Source organism: Bosea sp. 685, assembly GCF_031884435.1.
In the GTDB taxonomy this organism is placed as follows: domain Bacteria; phylum Pseudomonadota; class Alphaproteobacteria; order Rhizobiales; family Beijerinckiaceae; genus Allobosea.
The window spans coordinates 633,608-651,832 of sequence record NZ_CP134779.1; the positions used below are offsets into that span (position 1 = coordinate 633,608).

14 protein-coding genes are annotated in these 18,225 nt (G+C 64.9%); 12 read left to right on the forward strand and 2 right to left on the reverse strand.

Going from position 1 to position 18,225, the window contains the following annotated elements:
• Positions 1-17: 17 nt before the first annotated feature.
• The 12 genes from RMR04_RS04135 (at position 18) to RMR04_RS04190 (ending at position 13,447) form a co-directional block, all read left to right on the forward strand.
• On the forward strand, positions 18-857 hold the full coding sequence (locus tag RMR04_RS04135; protein WP_311913116.1) for a transporter substrate-binding domain-containing protein: 840 nt from the start codon (positions 18-20) through the stop codon (positions 855-857).
• A 135-nt stretch (positions 858-992) separates the two neighbouring features.
• The gene (locus RMR04_RS04140) at positions 993-1,700 is read left to right on the forward strand and encodes an amino acid ABC transporter permease (protein ID WP_311916049.1); all 708 of its coding nucleotides are present in this window, start codon (positions 993-995) and stop codon (positions 1,698-1,700) included.
• Positions 1,701-1,718: 18 nt separating this feature from the next.
• Positions 1,719-2,408: an amino acid ABC transporter permease gene (locus tag RMR04_RS04145; RefSeq protein WP_311913117.1), complete on the forward strand. Its 690-nt coding sequence runs from the start codon at positions 1,719-1,721 to the stop codon at positions 2,406-2,408.
• A 106-nt stretch (positions 2,409-2,514) separates the two neighbouring features.
• Positions 2,515-3,378: an alpha/beta fold hydrolase gene (locus tag RMR04_RS04150; RefSeq protein ID WP_311913119.1), complete on the forward strand. Its 864-nt coding sequence runs from the start codon at positions 2,515-2,517 to the stop codon at positions 3,376-3,378.
• Positions 3,375-4,295 carry an ABC transporter permease gene (locus RMR04_RS04155; protein ID WP_311913120.1) on the forward strand — a complete coding sequence of 307 codons (921 nt, stop codon included), beginning with the start codon at positions 3,375-3,377 and terminating at the stop codon, positions 4,293-4,295. Before RMR04_RS04150 ends, RMR04_RS04155 begins: the two co-directional genes overlap by 4 nt.
• Before the next feature lies 1 nt (position 4,296).
• Positions 4,297-5,148, forward strand: a complete 852-nt coding sequence (locus RMR04_RS04160) for an ABC transporter permease (RefSeq protein ID WP_311913121.1) — start codon at positions 4,297-4,299, stop codon at positions 5,146-5,148.
• 2 nt (positions 5,149-5,150) lie between these two features.
• Positions 5,151-6,326, forward strand: coding sequence for a M24 family metallopeptidase (locus RMR04_RS04165; RefSeq protein ID WP_311913122.1), 1,176 nt, complete (start codon positions 5,151-5,153; stop codon positions 6,324-6,326).
• Between the two features lie 11 nt (positions 6,327-6,337).
• Entirely contained in the window at positions 6,338-7,351 is a 1,014-nt protein-coding gene (locus RMR04_RS04170; protein WP_311913123.1) for an ABC transporter ATP-binding protein, read from the forward strand.
• Positions 7,348-8,262: an ABC transporter ATP-binding protein gene (locus RMR04_RS04175; RefSeq protein WP_311913124.1), complete on the forward strand. Its 915-nt coding sequence runs from the start codon at positions 7,348-7,350 to the stop codon at positions 8,260-8,262. The genes RMR04_RS04170 and RMR04_RS04175 overlap by 4 nt, the downstream gene beginning before the upstream one ends.
• A 56-nt stretch (positions 8,263-8,318) precedes the next feature.
• Positions 8,319-9,824, forward strand: coding sequence for an ABC transporter substrate-binding protein (locus RMR04_RS04180; RefSeq protein WP_311913125.1), 1,506 nt, complete (start codon positions 8,319-8,321; stop codon positions 9,822-9,824).
• An 11-nt stretch (positions 9,825-9,835) separates the two neighbouring features.
• Positions 9,836-12,100 carry a molybdopterin-dependent oxidoreductase gene (locus RMR04_RS04185; protein WP_311913127.1) on the forward strand — a complete coding sequence of 755 codons (2,265 nt, stop codon included), beginning with the start codon at positions 9,836-9,838 and terminating at the stop codon, positions 12,098-12,100.
• Positions 12,101-12,148: 48 nt separating this feature from the next.
• Positions 12,149-13,447, forward strand: a complete 1,299-nt coding sequence (locus RMR04_RS04190) for an aspartate aminotransferase family protein (RefSeq protein ID WP_311913128.1) — start codon at positions 12,149-12,151, stop codon at positions 13,445-13,447.
• Between the two features lie 98 nt (positions 13,448-13,545).
• Here RMR04_RS04190 and RMR04_RS04195 read toward each other — a convergent pair whose 3' ends face one another.
• Both RMR04_RS04195 and RMR04_RS04200 read right to left on the reverse strand, forming a co-directional pair.
• Positions 13,546-15,009, reverse strand: a complete 1,464-nt coding sequence (locus RMR04_RS04195) for an efflux transporter outer membrane subunit (protein ID WP_311913129.1) — start codon at positions 15,007-15,009, stop codon at positions 13,546-13,548.
• Positions 15,010-15,043: 34 nt separating this feature from the next.
• On the reverse strand, positions 15,044-18,223 hold the full coding sequence (locus RMR04_RS04200) for an efflux RND transporter permease subunit (RefSeq protein WP_311913131.1): 3,180 nt from the start codon (positions 18,221-18,223) through the stop codon (positions 15,044-15,046).
• Positions 18,224-18,225: the final 2 nt, after the last annotated feature.

The following is an 18,225-nucleotide window of genomic DNA, read 5'->3' on the forward strand; positions in this document are numbered from 1 at the left end:
GAAAGGATTCCTAGACAATGTCTACAATGAAATCTCTTTCGCGCCGCCAGTTCGGTTTGGCCGTTGTCGGCGGCATGGCAATCGCTCTTTCAACCGCCGGGGCGAGCCATGCTCAGACCTCTGGCAGCCCAGTCCGGACGATCAAGATCGCGACGTCAGCAGAGTCCAAGCCCCTGTCATGGGGCGCAATCGGCGTCGAGCCGCAAGGCTATGAGCCCGATGTCCTGAAAGCGATCAACGCGAAGCTGCCCCAGTACAAATTCGAGATGGAAGGGGCCGCGGATATTGCGCAGGAGACCGGCCTCGTCACCGGGAAATACGACATATCGACCGGCGGCTATTACAAGAATCCGGCACGCAGCAAGCAGTTCCTCATTCCGGAAAACCCGATGGGCGCCAGTCTGCTGAAGATCTATAGCCGCAAGGATAGCAACATCAACGAATTGAAGGATCTGGTCGGCAAGCAGGTCGTGCCGCTGACGGCCGGCGGAGGGACTTACAGGTTCGTCACCCAATGGCAGGCAGACAACCCGAGCTACAAGCTCGACATCACCGCATCGAATGCCGGTGTCCCCTATCCCAATCGCCTGAACGAGATTCAGAATAAAAAATACGATGCGGCGATCCTTCCTTCGAATCTCGGACAGCAGGAAGTCATCGACAACCAGAAGCTCGATATCAAAGCGAGCGATCCAATCACCATAAACAACACCTTCATGCTGATTCACAAGGCGGAAAAAAACCAAGCTTTACTTGCCGATGTGGACAAGGCGCTCAAAGAACTTAAGGACAATGGCACGCTGAGCAAGATCTCGCAGAAGTGGTTCGGCGAGGATATCGTCGTCTACATGAAGTAGCGAATGCTCAACGCCGAGCGTCGGATGCGGTAACGTATTCGACTCCGATGCCTCGTCGCCTTGATCAAGTGAGCCGTTATAGGTTCGACGATCAAGCCTGAACTTTGCGGGAAGGAGTGTTTCGAAGTGAGCCTTGTGGACATGTCTGCAATGATACCCGAGCTCCTCTCGGCATTGCCGCTGACGCTCGCCATCATGTTCGTGGCCCTGCTGGCCGGTTTTTGCCTGGCTCTGGTCGCGACGACATTCCGGGTTCGCAGGGTACCCGTGATCAGTCAGCTGGCCGACCTTTACGTGTCCTATGCACGCAGCGTCCCCGTCGTTCTGCAGCTCTTCGTCGCGTTCTACGGGCTTCCCGTATTGGCAGGCCTGTTCGGTGTTCCGGATTTTCTGTCGGCTACGGCGGCTTCGATGTTGGGGCTGAGCATATACCACGGCGGCTATCTGTCGGAGGTCATGCGGCCTGCCTATCTGGCCGTGGAGCGCGGACAGCATGATGCCGCGGACAGCCTGGGATATAGCTTTCGACAGAAGATCTTCCGCGTCGTTGGCCCACAAACGATTCACATCGCACTGCCAGGATATGGAAATTCATTGATATACATGATCCATAACGTCGCTTTGGTCATGTATATAGGTGCCGCAGATGTCATGGCGACTGCGCATTTAATTATGGAGAGAGACTATAATCAATATCAATTTCAAACGTATCTTGTTCTTGCGGTTATATATTCGGCAATGTGCCTGATTGTGTGGCTCGCTGTACGTTTCTTCGAGCGTCGCTCCTCGATGTACGTACCGAACGCGGCGCCGATCAAAACCACGCTCATGGCCAGCGCCTGACAGAGAGGTTGATCAGACATGTTTGATATGGATGTTCTGCTTCCGGATTTCCGGGACATCATGGGCGCCGTGCCCGTGACACTCGCCATGGCGCTCATCGTCTTCGTCTTCTCGACGATCATAGGCGGCCTGTTTGCGCTCGTTGAGCATCGACGGATACCGGTGTTGCGGCAACTCGTCGTAGCCTACAAGGTCATTTTCAAGGGCGTACCGAAGGTCATCGTGATCTTTCTCGTATACTATAGCCTTCCCACCGTAATTCAGTTCCTTGGTTCACTTGTCGGGCTGACGCTCAACGGCCACGCAACCTCCAACTGGGTCATCCTCGTCGTTTCCTTGATTGCTTGCATGGCCGCGTTCCAGGCGGAGATCGTCAAGGGAGCCCTGAACTCCTTTGACACAGGCCAGTCAGATGCAGCGCATTCATTAGGCTACAAAAACAGCCAATTGTTCCGGAGAATCTTGTTTCCACAAGTCGTTGTCTCGGCAATCCCGGATCTTGCCAGCTCGATCATGGTAATCATGAAGGCGCTTTCTCTTGGCTTCGCAATCGAGGTTGTCGATATATTTGCGCAATCGCAACTGACTGCCGCGTTGAATTTCTACTACCTCGAAGCCTTTTTGATCGCCGTGGTGATCTACATGGTGATCGCTTATATCGTCACGCAACTCGCCGACAGGACGGAACGGGCCCTTCGGGTATGGTGAGGCTTCGATCAAGGCCTTCAGGTCGCCACCCTCCAGGCCTTCGACACGCCCGAGCTCCAGGGCGACGAATGGACCGACGCAGACGCCCCCTCTCAGGACGCTTCCCATGCCGCTGAATGACGCCCCGCGCTGGATCGAGCTCAACGGCGCGACGTTCTGCTACGACGTTGCCGGCGAGGAGCATGACGAGACCATCATCGTGCTGCATGGCGGGCGCGGCATCGGCGACCATCGTGGCGAGTTCGGCGCCTATCAGGCGCTGTCGGACCGCTATCGCGTGCTGGCCTTCGACCAGCGCGGCTGCGGTCGCAGCTCGCTGACGCCGCCTTTCCTGTTCGAGCAGTTCGCCGACGATGTGGAGGCCTTCCGGCAGGCGCTCTGCGGCGGCCGCAAGATCGTGCTGATCGGCGGCTCCTTCGGCGGCATGATCGCGCTGACCCATGCGGTCAAATATGGCAGCAACAGCCTGTCGCGCCTGATCCTGCGCGGCACCGCGCCGAGCCATCACCATGAGGCGGAGGCGATCGAGCATTTCAAGGCGCGCTTGCACAAGGCGCCCTGCGCCTCGATCGGCATGGTCGAGAAGCTGTTCTCCGACAAGATCATCGACGACACCGAATTGCGCCTGATCTGGCTCGCCCTGCAGCCGCTCTATTTCGAGAATTTCGACCCGGACTCCGCCCTGGAGAAGACGCGCACGCTGCATCTGCATGCGCAAACCCATAACGCGCTCTTCGCCACCAAGGATTACGACCTGCGCGACAGCCTCGCCGGCATCGACGTGCCGACGTTGGCGATCTGCGGCGCGGCGGACTGGATCTGCCCGCCGAGCCAGTCGCGCCTGATCGCCGAGATGGTTCCGGGCGCCGAGCTGCTGGAGATCGAGGGCGCAAACCACGCCGTCCATATCGAGGCCAATGCGCGCGTGCTGTCGGCCGTCAGGCACTTCCTCGCAAGGACGGCGCCGTGACGCGCTACTTCGCCGGAAAGCTTGGCGAGGCCCTTATCGCGATCTGGGGTGTGGTGACGATCGTGTTCTTCGTCACGCGCTTCCTGGGCGATCCGGTCGCGCTGCTCCTGCCGGTCGGTGCTTCGCCCGAGCAGATGCAGGCATTGTCGGCCGAACTGGGGCTCGATCAGCCGATCTGGCGGCAATACATCAGCTTTCTCGCCCAAGCCCTGACCGGCGATTTCGGCCAGTCCTTCCAGTTCGGGCGCCCTGCCATCGGCGTCGTGCTGGAGCGGATGCCGGCGACGATCCAGCTCGCACTGACCGCGATCGTGCTCGGCGTCCTGATCGGCGGCACGGCCGGAGCGATCGCTGCCATGCGACGCGGCTCGGTTGCCGAATTCGTGGTGATGACGCTGGCCTTGCTGGGGCAGGCGACGCCGGTGTTCTGGCTTGGCATCATGCTGATCCTGCTGTTTGCGGTTGATCTCGGCTGGCTGCCGACAGGCGGCTATGGCAGCCCGGCCAACCTCGTCCTGCCGGCCTTGACGCTTGCCGTCTTCGTCTCCGCTTCGATCGCGCGTTTGTTCCGCTCCAGCATGCTCGATGTGCTGAAGGAGGATTATGTCCGCACCGCCCGCGCCAAGGGGCTGATGCCGGCGACCGTCTTCACCTGGCATGTCGCCCGCAATGCGCTGATCCCGGTGGTGACGATGATCGGCATCCTGACCGGCGAGCTTCTGGGCGGTTCGGTCGTCACCGAGACGGTGTTCGCCTGGCCAGGCGTCGGCCGGTTGATCGTCCAGGCGATCGAGACCAAGGATTTCCCCGTGATCCAGGCTGGCGTCGCGCTGATCGCGGCGATTTATGTCGCGACGAACCTGATCGTCGACCTGCTCTATGCGCTGCTCGATCCCCGTATCAAGGGGAGCACCTGAGATGGCTGACTTCCTGCGCGCCTTGCTTCGCAGCCGAACCGGCCTGCTCGGTGCGGTTCTGCTGACACTGTTCATCGGAGCGGCGATCCTGGCGCCCTTGCTGGGGCTGCCGGACCCGGTGCGCTCGGATCTGCGCGGGCGCTTCGCGCCGCCGACATGGTCGGGCCTGTTCAGTCCGGGCGCCCATCCGCTCGGCGCCGACCAGCTCGGCCGCGATATCCTCAGCCGCATCATCTATGGCAGCCAGATCACGCTTTCGGTCGCGACCTGCGCTGTGGTGCTGGGCGGCATCGTCGGCGTCTTCCTCGGCATCGTCGCCGGCTATTTCGGCGGGGTCGTCGACCGCATCCTGATGCGGCTCGTCGATATCCAGCTCGCGATTCCGCTGATGCTGCTGGCGCTGCTCGTGGTCGCGGCGCTTGGTCCCAACCTGACCAATCTGGTCATCGTCCTGGCCGTCACCAGCTGGATCCGTTACGCCCGCATCATTCGGGGGCAGGTGCTGGCGCTGCGCTCGCGCGAATTCGTGCAATCGGCCCGGGCGATCGGCGCGAGCACCTGGCGCATCATGCTGCGCCATATCCTGCCCAATGTCCTGACGCCGGCGCTCGTCGTTGGGACGCTGGAACTTGCACGCGTCATCATCATGGATGCGGCCCTGTCCTTCCTGGGCCTCGGCGTGCAGCCGCCCGATGCGAGCTGGGGCCGGATGCTGGCCGAGGGGCGCGTCTACATCTCCACGGCCTGGTGGATCGTCACCTTTCCCGGCCTCGCCATCCTGCTGACGGTTCTGAGCGTCAACCTGCTCGGCGACTGGCTGCGCGACTATTTCGACCCGAAATTGAGGACGTGACCATGACCATTATCGCTCCCCGCACGGAACGCCTGCGCCAGAGGATGCGGCAAGCCGGTCTCGATGTGATCCTCGCCTTCAAGCCCGAGAGCAGCTTCTATCTGACCGGCTTCAACCCGATCATCTACAGCCATCCGGTGATCGCAATCCTGCCGGCGCAGGGCAAGCCCTCGATGCTGATCCATGCCTTGCGTGACGACCATGCCCGCGCCTCGACCTTCATCGAGGACATCCGCCTCTACGGCGCCTGGTCGACCAAGGTCACGATGGGCCCGAGCTGGCTCGATGCGCTGAAGACGATGCTGGAGGAGGCCGGTCTCGCCAAGGCCGTCATCGGCGTCGAGGAGGATTTTTTGCCGGTCGCGCGGTCGCGCCAGCTTGCCGAGCTTCTGCCCGGCGCCTCCTTCCGTGACGCGTCCGAGATGATCATGACGACCCGTCTGGTGAAGGACGCCGACGAGATCGCCAATGCCCGCGACGCCGCCCGCATCGCCGACACCGGCATGATCGCGGCAGTCGAGGCTGTCCGGCAAGGCGGCTCGGAGCGTGACGTGTCGCTCGCGGCCATGGCGGCGATGAACCGTTTCTGGGCCGATAACTTTCCCGACAAGGAGGTCTGCGATTTCGGCAGCCTCGAAGGCGGCGCGCAGAACGGCCTCTGGGCCTGGGCGCTGGCCGGCGACCGCATGTTCATGAATTGCGACAACCCAACCAACCGCAAGCCTGTAGCCGGAGAGGCGATCAGCATCCTGATCTGGACGATCGTCAACGGCATTCATGCCGAGAACGAGCGCACGGTTGCGGTCGGCGTGCTGAACGATGAGCGCCGCCGCGCGCTCGATTCGATCATCGAGATCCGCAACGAGGTCGCGACCTTGCTGAAGCCCGGTACGCCGATCAGCGCGCTGTTTGGTGCGACCAAGGCCGGGCTCGAGGCGCGCGGCTATGGCAAGTACCTGCCGGGCCGCATCGGCCACGGCATCGGGCTCGGCGCGCATGAACACCCTTCCCTCGACGCCAAGACCGGCATCCTGCTCGAACCTGGCATGATCCTGACGCTGGAACCCAATCTGCGCATCCCCGGCATTGCCGCGACCCAGTTCTCCGACACCGTCCTGATCACGGAAGGCGGTTGCGAGTTCCTGACGCGCGCGCCGGATGTCGTGTTGAACGCCTGAGGCGAACCGGCATGGCCCCGCTCCTCGAAGTCAGGAACCTGACCGTCGCCTTCGATACGCCGGGCGGGACGGTCCATGCCGTCAACGACGTCTCCTATGCGTTGAACGAAGGCGAGACGCTGGGCATCGTCGGGGAATCCGGCTCGGGCAAGAGCGTGCATGTGCTGGCGATGTGCGGGCTGATTCCGCGCCCGCCCGGCCGCATCGTTTCCGGGCAGGTGCTGTTCCAGGGGCGCGATCTGCTGACGCTGCCCGAGCGCGAATTGCGCGACATTCGCGGCGGGCAGATCGGCTTCGTCTTCCAGGATCCGATGACCTCGCTCAACCCGGTGCTGACGGTGGAGCGGCAGCTGGTCGAGCTGATCCGCCGGCACGCCAGGCTTGACGCCAGGGCGGCGCGGGCGCGCGCGATCGAACTGCTCGAGATCGTGCGTATTCCCGATGCCGCGCGCCGCATCGGCCAGTACCCGCACCAGTTCTCCGGCGGCATGCGCCAGCGCGTTATGATCGCGATCGGCGTCGCCTGCCGGCCCAAACTCCTGATCGCGGATGAGGCGACGACGGCACTGGACGTGACCGTGCAGGCGCAGATCCTCGACATGGTCAAAGACCTGAAGCGCGAGTTCGGCACCACGGTGATCTGGATCACCCATGACATGGGCGTGGTTGCCGGCATCGCCGACACCATCCAGGTGATGTATGGCGGGCGCATCATGGAGCGCGGCCCGGTCGATGCGATCTTCGCCGACCCGCGCAGCGCCTATAGCTGGGGCCTGCTGCAATCGCTGCCCACAGTGGAGCGCCGCGCTGAGGGGCGGCTCCACCAGATCCCGGGCTCGCCGCCCGATCTCTACAAGCCGGCGGTGGGCGACCCCTTCGCGCCGCGCAATGCCTTTGCAACACCGCGCTGCCTGCTGGAGATGCCGCCGCTACGGCAGGTCGAAGGCAGCGTGCCGGGCCATCTCGTCGCTGCGTGGTATGATCTGCCAGCCGCGCTGAAGGCCCGCAGGGAGACCGCGGCATGAGCACGTCGCCGACACATCCTCTCCTCAGCGTCCGCAACCTGGCGAAGCATTATACCAGCGGCGGCGGCTGGCTCGGCGGGCCGTCGCATCTCGTCAAGGCGATCGACGACGTCTCCTTCGACATCGCGCCCCGCGAGATCGTCGGGCTGGTCGGCGAATCCGGCTCGGGCAAGAGCACGACCGGGCGCGTCGTGCTGCGCCTGGAAGAGCCGACCGGCGGCGAGATCCGCTTCGACGGCCACGACATCACGACCTTGCCGGCGCGCGAACTGAAGGCCTTCCGCCGCCAGATGCAGGTCGTCTTCCAGGATCCTTACGCTGCGCTCAACCCGCGCATGACCGTGGGGGATTTCGTTGCCGAGCCGTTGATCGTGCATGGTCTCGTCACCAGCCGCTCGGAGCGCAGCGATCGCGTTGCGGCCCTGTTCAAGCAGGTCGGGCTCGATCCGCGCTTCATGACGCGCTATCCGCACGAATTCTCCGGCGGCCAGCGCCAGCGCGTGAACATCGCGCGCGCCGTCGCGATGCGCCCGCGCCTGATCATCGCCGACGAGCCGATCACGGCGCTCGACGTCTCGATTCAGGCCCAGATCATCAACCTGTTCCAGGACCTGCAACAGGAGCTGGGCATGGCCTATCTCTTCATTGCGCATGACCTGTCGATGGTGCGCTATCTCTGCCACCGCGTCGCGGTGATGCTGCGCGGGCGCCTGGTCGAGATCGCCCCGACGGAAGCGATCTTTTCCGATCCGCGCCACGCCTATACGCGCTCGCTGCTCTCGGCGATCCCGATCCCGAACCCGGCGATCGAGCGCGCCAGGCGGCCGCTGGCCTTCGATTACGAGACCCAGAAGCCTGCCCCCGATGCTGTGCTGACCGAGGTTTCGCCCGGTCATTTCGTCCTGATTTGAGACTTCATTGCCTTTGCTCGCTGCCATTCCTTGCCACCTCCATTGGAGCCCGTGACATGACATCGTTCTGGATCAAGACCCTCAGCACTGCCGCATTGGCCGCCGCGCTGTCCGCTTCGCCGGCGCTGGCCCAGACGGGGCGCAGGGCGACGATCGCGCTCTCGATCAACGTCAACACCTTCGACCCGCATATGACGGGCTCCTTCGGCTCCGATATGAGCCTGCTGAGCCATATCTATCCGTCCCTCGTCATCCGCGGCGCCGACCTCAAATTGGCGCCCGCGCTGGCGAAATCCTGGACGCTGGTGAACGACACGACATGGCGCTTCGAGCTCGTCGAGGGCGCCAAATTCGTCAATGACGAGCCGCTCGACGCCGCGACGGTCAAATGGAACCTCGACCGCGTGCGCGATCCCAAGGTCAATGCGCGGATCAAATCCTGGTTCGATCTGGTCAAGGAGGTCCGCGTCATCGACGCTAGGACTGTCGAGGTCGAGACCAGCGCGCCGTTCCCGGCCTTCGTCGACCAGCTCTCGATGTTCTTCCTGCTGCCGCCGCAATGGGCGGCGAGCCACAATCCGGCAACCGAGACGATGTCGGGCAGCCGCTACCGCATGACCGAGAACGTGCCGGGCGACCACATCACGCTCGCCGCCAATCCCGCCGGCTGGCAGGGCAAGCCCGATTTCGACACGGTCGTGTTCAAGACGATCCCGGAACCGGCAAGCCGCATCGCCGCGCTGCTGGCCGGTGAGGCCGATCTCGTGACTGGCATCCCGACCTCGGAGCTTGCGCGGGTCAAGGCGAGCAAAAACGCCATCGCCGGCTCGGTGCAGAGCACGCGCAATGTCTTCATCAAGTTCAACACCCAGAAGGCGCCGCTCGACAACAAGCTGGTGCGCCAGGCGATGAACTACGCCATCGACAAGGATGCGATCCGGGATTCGATCTTCGACGGGCAGGCCTATATCGAGCCTTGCCAGATCCTGACCCCGTCCTATTTCGGCTTCAATCCGGACCTCAAACCCTACCCTTTCGACGTGAAGAAGGCGCAGGCCCTGCTGAAGGAATCCGGCATCGATCTCAAGCAGGTGATCGAGATGGACATCCCCGTCGCGACCTACATCCAGGGGCAGGAGGTCGCCCAGGCAGTCGCCGCCATGCTCGGCGACGCCGGCCTGAAGGTGAAAATGAACGAGATGGATTTCGGCGCCTATATGAACAAATATCTGCGGTCGCGCACCTTGGCGCAGACCTCGCTCCTGACCCATGGCTGGCCGACCCTGGACGCCGACGGCCAGTTGACCCTGCTCGCGCCCGGCAACCAGTACGCCTATTGGGACGATGCCGCCTTCGGCAAGGCGCTCGAGGCCGGACGCTCGACCATGGACAAGGACAAGCGCCTCGCAGCCTATAAGGACGCGACCAAGATCATGTGCGAGGAGGCGCCGGTGCTGTTCCTCTATGCACAGCCGACCACTTATGGCGTCTCGAAGCGGGTGACATGGCAGGCGCGCGGCGACGATTGGGTCCGCTCCTTCGATATGAAGCCGGCTCAGTAGGAGGACGGCCCTTGCACCTGTTCGGGACGCATTTCGGCACCTATGAGGTCGTCCGCGACGGTTCCGGACAGGCTGCCTTGCAAGGTTTCGGGCTCGACCCGCAGCCTTCGCCGGTCGGGGCGGCTTATCTCGATCTCAAGGACCACCCGGCGCGCGTCCTCTACCCGATGGTGCGCAAGGGCTGGCTCGCAGCGCGAGAAAATCCGGAGGGGCGCGGCCGAGACCGTGGCCGTGATGAGTTCATCCGCATCAGCTGGGACGAGGCGGCGGCGCTCGTCGCCGGGGAGGTCGAGCGCGTCCGCACGGTTCACAGCAATGCCGCCATCTTCGGCGGATCCTATGGCTGGGCCAGCGCGGGGCGCTTCCACCATGCGCAGGGCCAGCTCAAGCGCTTCCTCAATCTCGCTGGCGGCTTCACCTCGGCCGTCAACACCTACAGTTTTGGGGCCGCCGCCGTCATTCTGCCGCATGTCATCGGCCCGCGCTTCAAATTCGCCACGGATGTCGCGCCGAGCTGGGACCAGATCGCCGCCCATGCCAAGCTGCTGATCTCCTTTGGCGGCTTTCGCCTGTCGAATGCGCAGGTCGAGGCGGGGGGCACCGGCCAGCACCGCTCCGAGCGTGGGCTGGCGGCGGCTGCAGCGGCGGGCGTCAGGATCGTCGTCGTCAGTCCGGTGCGCGCCGATGTCCCGGACCTGCCGGGCGGAACGATCGACTACATCGCAATCCGCCCCAACACCGACACGGCGATGCTGCTGGCGATGGCGCAGACGCTGCTGGCGGAGGGCCTGGCCGACCGCGCTTTCCTCACGCGCTGCACGGTGGGGCTTGCACCCTTTGAGGCCTATCTGGCGGGTGAAAGCGACGGGGTGGTCAAGGATGCCGATTGGGCGGCCGAAATTTGCGGCGTGCCGGCCGCGACCATCCGGGATCTCGCTTGCGCCTTCGCCTCAGAGCCCGCGCTCGTCAATGCGGCCTGGTCGCTGCAGCGGGCGCGCTTCGGCGAGCAGCCCTATTGGGCGGCGATCGCCCTTGCGGCCATTGCCGGCCATGCCGGACGGCCCGGCTGCGGCATTGCCTTCGGCCTGACCTCCGTCAGCACGGTTGGCCAGCCGATCCGTCGGCTGCGGGGCCCGGCCTTCGATCAGGGGCGCAACCCGGTCGAAAGCTTCATCCCCGTCGCGCGGATCACCGAGCTCCTGTCCCAGCCGGGCGGATCGCTGGATTATGACGGCCGGCGCCTGGTGCTGCCTGACATCCGCCTGGTCTGGTGGGCGGGTGGCAACCCGTTCCACCACCATCAGGATCTCGCCGGCCTGACTGAGGCCTGGCGGCGGCCGGAAACGGTGATCGTCAATGAGCCGATGTGGACCGCGACCGCGCGCCATGCCGACATCGTGCTGCCGGCAAGCTTCCCGTTCGAGCGCGACGACATCGCCGCTTCCTCCCGCGACAACTGGCTCATCGCCAGCCGGCAGGTCTGCGCGCCGCCGGACGAAGTCCTGTCCGATCACCAGATCATGGCCCGCATCGCCCGCGAGATGGGCTTTGAGCACGCCTTCACTGGAGGGCGCGAGCCGCGGGAGTGGTTGCGCCGGATGTATGACGGCTACCGCACAGCCCATGCCGAATTGCCGGATTTCGAGGCGTTCTGGGCGCGCGGCTATGCCGCCCTCGACGAAGGCGAAGCTGCGCCGGCCCCGGTCACGCCATTGGCCGATTTCGTCGCCGACCCCGTGGGGAAACCGCTGGAGACGCCGTCCGGTCGCATCGAGATCACTTCTGCGGTGATCGCCGGCTTTGGCTATGACGATTGTCCCGGCCATCCGACCTGGCTCGCGCCGGAGGAATGGCTCGGCTCGCCTTTGGTGCAACGCTATCCGCTGCACCTGCTCTCGCCGCAGCCGGCGCATCGCCTGCACAGCCAATTGGAACTGGCGGGGCCGAGCCAGGGGGCCAAGCGCGACGGGTATGAGGTCGTGCTCTTGCACCCGGCCGAGGCGATCAAGCGGGACCTCCGGGACGGCGACACCGTGGAACTCTTCAATGATCGTGGCCGCTGCCTGGCGGCGCTCAAATTGACGATCGATGTCGCGCCGGGCGTCGCGGTGCTGCCGACCGGGGCCTGGTATGATCCGGTTGGCGATGGCGGGGCCTTGCCGCTCGACCGTGGCGGCAATCCCAACAGCCTCACCTCCAGCATGCCGACCTCGCGCCTGGCGCAGGCGACCGCGCCCAATTCTTGCCTGATCGAGATCAAGCGGGCAGTAGCCTGAGCGCCGATCGAATCCGCCACCGCCATCTCGCATCGCAAGAGGCCGACCATGCCCCCGACCGCAGCCAATTCGCATGAAGCCGGGGCACTTGATGCAGCGCTCGCCGAGGCCCGCGACGATTATGTGCGCCGCAACCCCGAAAGCCGGGCGCGTTTCATGGCGGCTGCGGAGTCGATGCCGGGCGGCAATACGCGGACCTCGCTCTTCTACGATCCCTTCCCGCTCTGCATGCTGCGTGGCGAAGGCTGCCGCCTGACCGATGCCGACGGGCGCGAATATCTGGATTTCCTGGGCGAGTTCACCGCCGGCATTTTCGGCCATTCACCCGAGGTGCTGAAGCAGGCGATCCGCGCCGCGCTCGATGACGGGATCAACCTGTCCTCGCACAACGCCATCGAAGGCAAGCTGGCCCAGCGTATCTGCGCCCGTTTTCCGTCGATGGACCTGCTGCGCTTCACCAATTCCGGCACGGAAGCCAATCTGATGGCGCTCGCCGCCGCACTCACCTTCACCGGGCGGCGCAAGATCCTGGTGTTTGCCGGCGGCTATCATGGCGGCGTGCTGACCTTTCCGCCTGGCGGCACGTCCGTGACCGTACCCCACGACTTCGTCGTCGCCTCCTATAACGACCTTGAAAAGACGCTCGACCTTGTCAAGCCGCATCGCAGCGCATTGGCGGCGATCCTGGTCGAGCCCATGCAGGGTGCAGGGGGCTGCATTCCGGGCACACCCGAATTCCTCGCCGGCCTGCGCCGGCTCGCCGACGAGACGGGCGCCGTGCTGGTCTTCGACGAGATCCAGACCTCGCGGCTCTCGCTGGGCGGGCGCCAGCAGTTGCTCGGCATCACGCCGGACATGACGACGATCGGAAAGTTCTTCGGCGGTGGCCTCGCTTTCGGCAGCTTCGGCGGCCGGCGCGAGATCATGCAGGTCTTCGACCCTCGCCGGCCATCCTCGATCGGCCATGCCGGCACCTACAACAACAACACCTTGACCATGGCGGCAGGGCTCGCGGCGGTGGAGCAGCTCCTGACGGCTGAGGCGCTCGACGCCTTGAATGCGCGTGGCGACCGGTTCCGCGCCGATCTGAACGCAATGTTTGCGGCCAGGGGTGTGCCGATCAGCGTTTCCGGCCTCGGCTCATTGATGAACATTCATCCACAGGGCGCACCGCAGATGGCGGGGGCGAAGCGCAGCCTGCTGTTCTTCGATCTCGCGAAGGCCGGCATCTATTTCGCGCCGCGCGGCCTGATCGCCCTGTCCTTCCCGATCGGAGGCCAGGAGGTTTCGGCTTTCCTGAACGCGCTCGATCGGGTTCTCGACGCCCGCAAGAGCCTGCTCGCCTGAGATCGGAACGGGCGGGGCGTGTTGCCCTGCCCAAATAGGCTGCCCTGCCCAAGTAGGTTGCCCTGCCCAAGTAGGTTGCCCTGCCCAAGTCGTAGGCGTCAGTAGCCGGTGCGCGGATGTGGCCAGGTGTTCACGTCGACCACTGCCGGCGAGGACACGTCGACCGGCTTGGTCCAGCTGCCGCCGAGCGCCTTGTTGAGGGCGATGAAGTCCGTGGAGACGGCGACGCGGCTCTGCAGCAGCGTGTCCTCGGCGCTGTAGAGCGAGCGCTCGGCGTCGAGCACGTCGAGGAAGCTCGACGAGCCGGACTGGTAGAGCGTGCGGGAGAGCCGCGCCGCATCGCGATAGGAGGTTGCGGCGGAGGACAGCTTGCCCGCGCGCAGGCGTTCCTGCGCCAGCGAGACCAGCGCGTTCTCGACATCCTGCATCGCGGTCAGCACCGAGAGCTTGAAGGCGGAATCATACTGGTCGCGCTGGGCCTGGGCGACCTCGACGGCTGCCCTGAGCTCGCCGCCATTGAAGATCGGCACGCTCAGCGTCGGCCCAAAAGACCAGCCGATCGAGGAGTTCTTGGCAAGGTCGCCGGTTTTCAGGGCCGATGTCGTGATATTGCCAGTGAGGCTGACCGACGGATAGAGCGCCGCTTCCGCCTGGCCGATCTTGGCTGTGTACTGGGCGAGCTGGCGCTCGGCCTTGCGGACATCGGGGCGGTTGCGCAGGACATCGGCGGGCAGGCCGGCAGGCGGCGTGCTACGCGCAGCCGGGATCGGGCCGCCACGCGCCAGCCGGCCGGCGAGCGCGGTGGGGGCTTGCCCTGTCAGGATACCGAGCTGATGCAGGCTCTGGGCATAGGCGGTCTCCAGGCTCGGAATTGCCGCCTCGGTCGAGCTCGCCTGCGCGGCCGCCTTGGCGACGTCGACAGCCGAGGCCGAGCCGGCCTGGAACTTGGTCCGCGTCAGTCTTTCGGTGTCGCGCTGCGAGGTCGCAGTGCGCCGGGCCAGCGCGATGCGGGCCTGGTAGCCGCGCGCCTCGACATAGTTGGAGGTCACGTCGCCGACCAGCGTCAACAGGGTCGCGCGCAGATCCTCATCGGCGGCGTCGCTGCCATAGGTCGCCGCCTCGACGCCGCGATAATTCGCGCCGAACAGGTCGAACTCCCAGCTCGCATCGAAGCCGGCCTGATACAGGCTGGAGGTGGTGTTGCCGCCCGTGCTGGAGGTGGCGGCGCTGGTCCGCGACCGCGTGGCCGAGCCGGTGCCGTCGAGCGTGGGAAACAGCGCCCCGATGGCCTGGCGCCTGGTCGCCCGCGCCTCCCGGATGCGCGCCTTCGCCGAGGCGACGTCGAGATTGCCGGCAACGGCCTCCTCGACGATGCCATTCAGCGTCCTGTCGCCGAGACGCTTCCACCACTCATCCAGCGTCCTGGAGGCCGGCGGTCGTTTTGAGGCCGGCGCGTTGCCCCATTTCGCCGGCAGGCTCAGGGAGGGGCCGGCATAATCGGGCCCGACCGCGCAGGCGCCCAGCGTCAGGCAGAGCGGCAGGGCCAGGCTGAGGCGTTTCATCGTCGCGCGGCTTCCGGTCATCGTTGCGGCCATCTCAGCTTGCCTTTGCCGGCTCGGCCGCCGGCTCATCCGTGCGCTTGCCTTGCGCGCTCTTGCCCTGCGCGTCCTTGCCCTGCGCATCCTTGCCCTGGACAAGGCGGCGCACGGTGACGAAGAGCAGCGGCACGAAGAACACGCCGAGCGCGGTGGCGGCGATCATGCCGCCCATCACGCCGATGCCGATCGCGTTCTGGCTGCCCGAGCCCGCGCCGGTTGCGACCGCCAGTGGCGTCACGCCGAGAACGAAGGCGAGCGAGGTCATCAGGATCGGGCGCAGGCGCTGGCGCGCTGCTTCCAATGTCGCTTCGACCAGCCCCTTGCCGGCCTGCTGCTGCTCGATCGCGAATTCGACGATCAGGATCGCGTTCTTGGCTGCAAGGCCGATCGTCGTGAGCAGTCCGACCTTGAAATAGACGTCGTTGGTCTGCCCGAACCAGGTCGCGGCCAGCAGTGCTCCGAAGATGCCGATCGGCACTGAGAGCATGACTGCGAAGGGAATCGACCAGCTCTCATAGAGCGCGGCCAGGCAGAGGAAGACCACAAGCATGGCCAGTGCATAGAGCGCCGCCGCCTGGCTGCCGGAGAGCCGCTCCTGATAGGACAGTCCGGTCCATTCATGAGCGTAGCCGGCCGGTAGCTGCTTCATCAGGGCATCGATCTCGTCCATCGCGGCACCCGAGCTGACGCCGGCAGCGGCCGCGCCCTGGATCTCCACCGCCGCCGAGCCGTTATAGCGCTCAAGCCGGGGCGAGCCGTAGGTCCAGCGCCCCGAGGAGAAGGCCGAGAATGGCACCATCGTGCCGCCGGAGTTGCGGACATACCATTTATCGACATCCTGCGGCTGCATCCGGGACGCCGCACCGGACTGGACATAGACCGATTTCACCCGGCCGCGATCGATGAAGTCGTTGACATAGGCGCTGCCCCAGGCGGTCGAGAGCGTCGCATTGACGTCGGCGAGCGAGAGCGTCAGTGCGCTTGCCTTCTCCTGGTCGATCTCGACGGAGTATTGCGGCGTGTCTTCCTGGCCGTTGGGCCGGGTGCCGGACAAGACCGGGCTCTTGCCGGCGAGGCCAAGGAGCTGGTTGCGCGCCTCGATCAGCTTGTCATGGCCGGCGCCGGCGATGTCCTGCAAGTAGAAGTCGAAACCCGCCGTGTTGCCGAAGCCCTGGATCGCGGGCGGCGCCAGCGCGAAGACCATGCCGTCCTTGATGGAGCGGAACGCGCCCATGGCGCGCATCGCCACGGCCTGCGCCGTCGCCTGCTTGCCCTTGCGTTCGGCGAAGGGCTTCAGCCGGACGAAGGCGAGGCCGACATTCTGGCCCTCGCCGCCGAAGCCGAAGCCGGCGACCGTCAGCACGCCCTCGACCAGATCCTTTTCCTTGTCGAGATAATGGGTGCGGATCTGGTCGAGCACACGCAAGGTGCGGTCCTGCGTCGCGCCGACCGGCATCTGCACGATGGTGAACAGCGTGCCCTGGTCTTCCTCCGGCAGGAAGGAACTCGGCAGGCGCGTGAACAGCACCGCCATGCCGACGCCGATCAGCAGGAAGACGGCAATGAACCGGAACGGCCGCGCGATCATGCCGGCGATGCCGCTGCGATAGCCGTGGGTCGCCTTGTCGAAATTGCGGTTGAACCAGCCGAAGGGGCCCTTCTGAGTGGCATGGTCCGTCGGCGGCTTCAGCATGGTGGCGCATAGCGCCGGCGTCAGCACGAGCGCGACGAGCACGGAGAGCATCATGGCGGTGACGATGGTGACCGAGAACTGCCGGTAAATCACGCCGACAGAGCCGCCGAAGAAGGCCATCGGCACGAACACGGCCGAGAGCACGGTGGCGATGCCGACCAGCGCCCCGGTGATCTCGCCCATCGATTTGATCGTCGCCTCCTTCGGCGACAATTTCTCTTCCTGCATCACGCGCTCGACATTCTCGACGACGACGATCGCGTCGTCGACGAGCAGGCCGATGGCGAGCACCATGGCGAACATGGTCAAGGTGTTGATCGAATAGCCGGCGACCGCCAGCACGCCGAAGGTGCCGAGCAGCACGACCGGCACGGCGAGCATCGGGATGATCGTCGCGCGCAGGTTCTGCAGGAAGACGAACATCACCACGAAGACGAGCACGATCGCCTCGATCAAGGTCTCGACCACCTTCTCGATCGAGAGCCGGACGAAGGGCGTGGTGTCGTAGGGGTAGACGACCTCGACGCCCTCGGGGAAGGTCTGCGACAGCCGCGTGATCGCCTTCTGCACCGCCTCGGCGGTCGAGATGGCGTTGGCGCCGGTCGCCAGGCTGATCGCCAGCGCCGCCGTCGGCTGGCCGTTATAGCGGGCGGCCGTGCGATAGTCCTTGGCGCCGAGCTCGACCGTCGCGACATCGTTCAGCCGCACGATCGAGCCGGAGCTGCCGCTCTTCAGAATGATGTTTTCGAATTGCTGGACGGTCTGAAGGCGGCTCATCGCCGTCACCGTCGCGTTGAGCTGCTGGCCGGGCTTCTGCGGCAAGCCGCCGAGCTGGCCGGCCGACACCTGCGTGTTTTGCGCCGTGATCGCGGCGGAGACGTCGCTCGGCATCAGCGCGTATTTCTGCAGCTTGTCGGGATCGAGCCAGATGCGCATCGCATAGCCCGAGCCGAAGAGCTGGCTCGAGCCGACGCCCGGCACGCGCTTGAGCGTGTCGTTCAGCGTCGAGTCGACATAGTCGGCGAGGTCGGTCGAGGACATCTTGCCGTCGCGCGAGACGAAGGCGATGACCATCAGGAAGCCGGTCGAGGATTTCGACACGGTGATGCCGGTGTTCTGGACCGTCTGCGGCAATTGCGAGGTGACGAGCTGCAGCTTGTTTTGCACCTGCATCTGCGCGACGTCGGGATCGGCCGCGTTGGTGAAGGTCAGCGTCAGCGAGGCATTGCCCGACGAGGTCGAGGTCGCGGTCATGTATTGCAGGTTGTCGACGCCGGTCATGCCCTGCTCGATGACCTTCGTCACCGAGTTTTCGACCGTCTGGGCGTCGGCGCCGGCATAGCTCGCGCTGATGTTCACGGTCGTCGGCGCGATCTGCGGGTATTGCGAGATCGGCAGGGATTGCAGCGCCAGCACGCCGGCGAGCATGATGACGATGGCGACGACCCAGGCGAAGATCGGCCTGTCGATGAAGAAGCGTGACATAT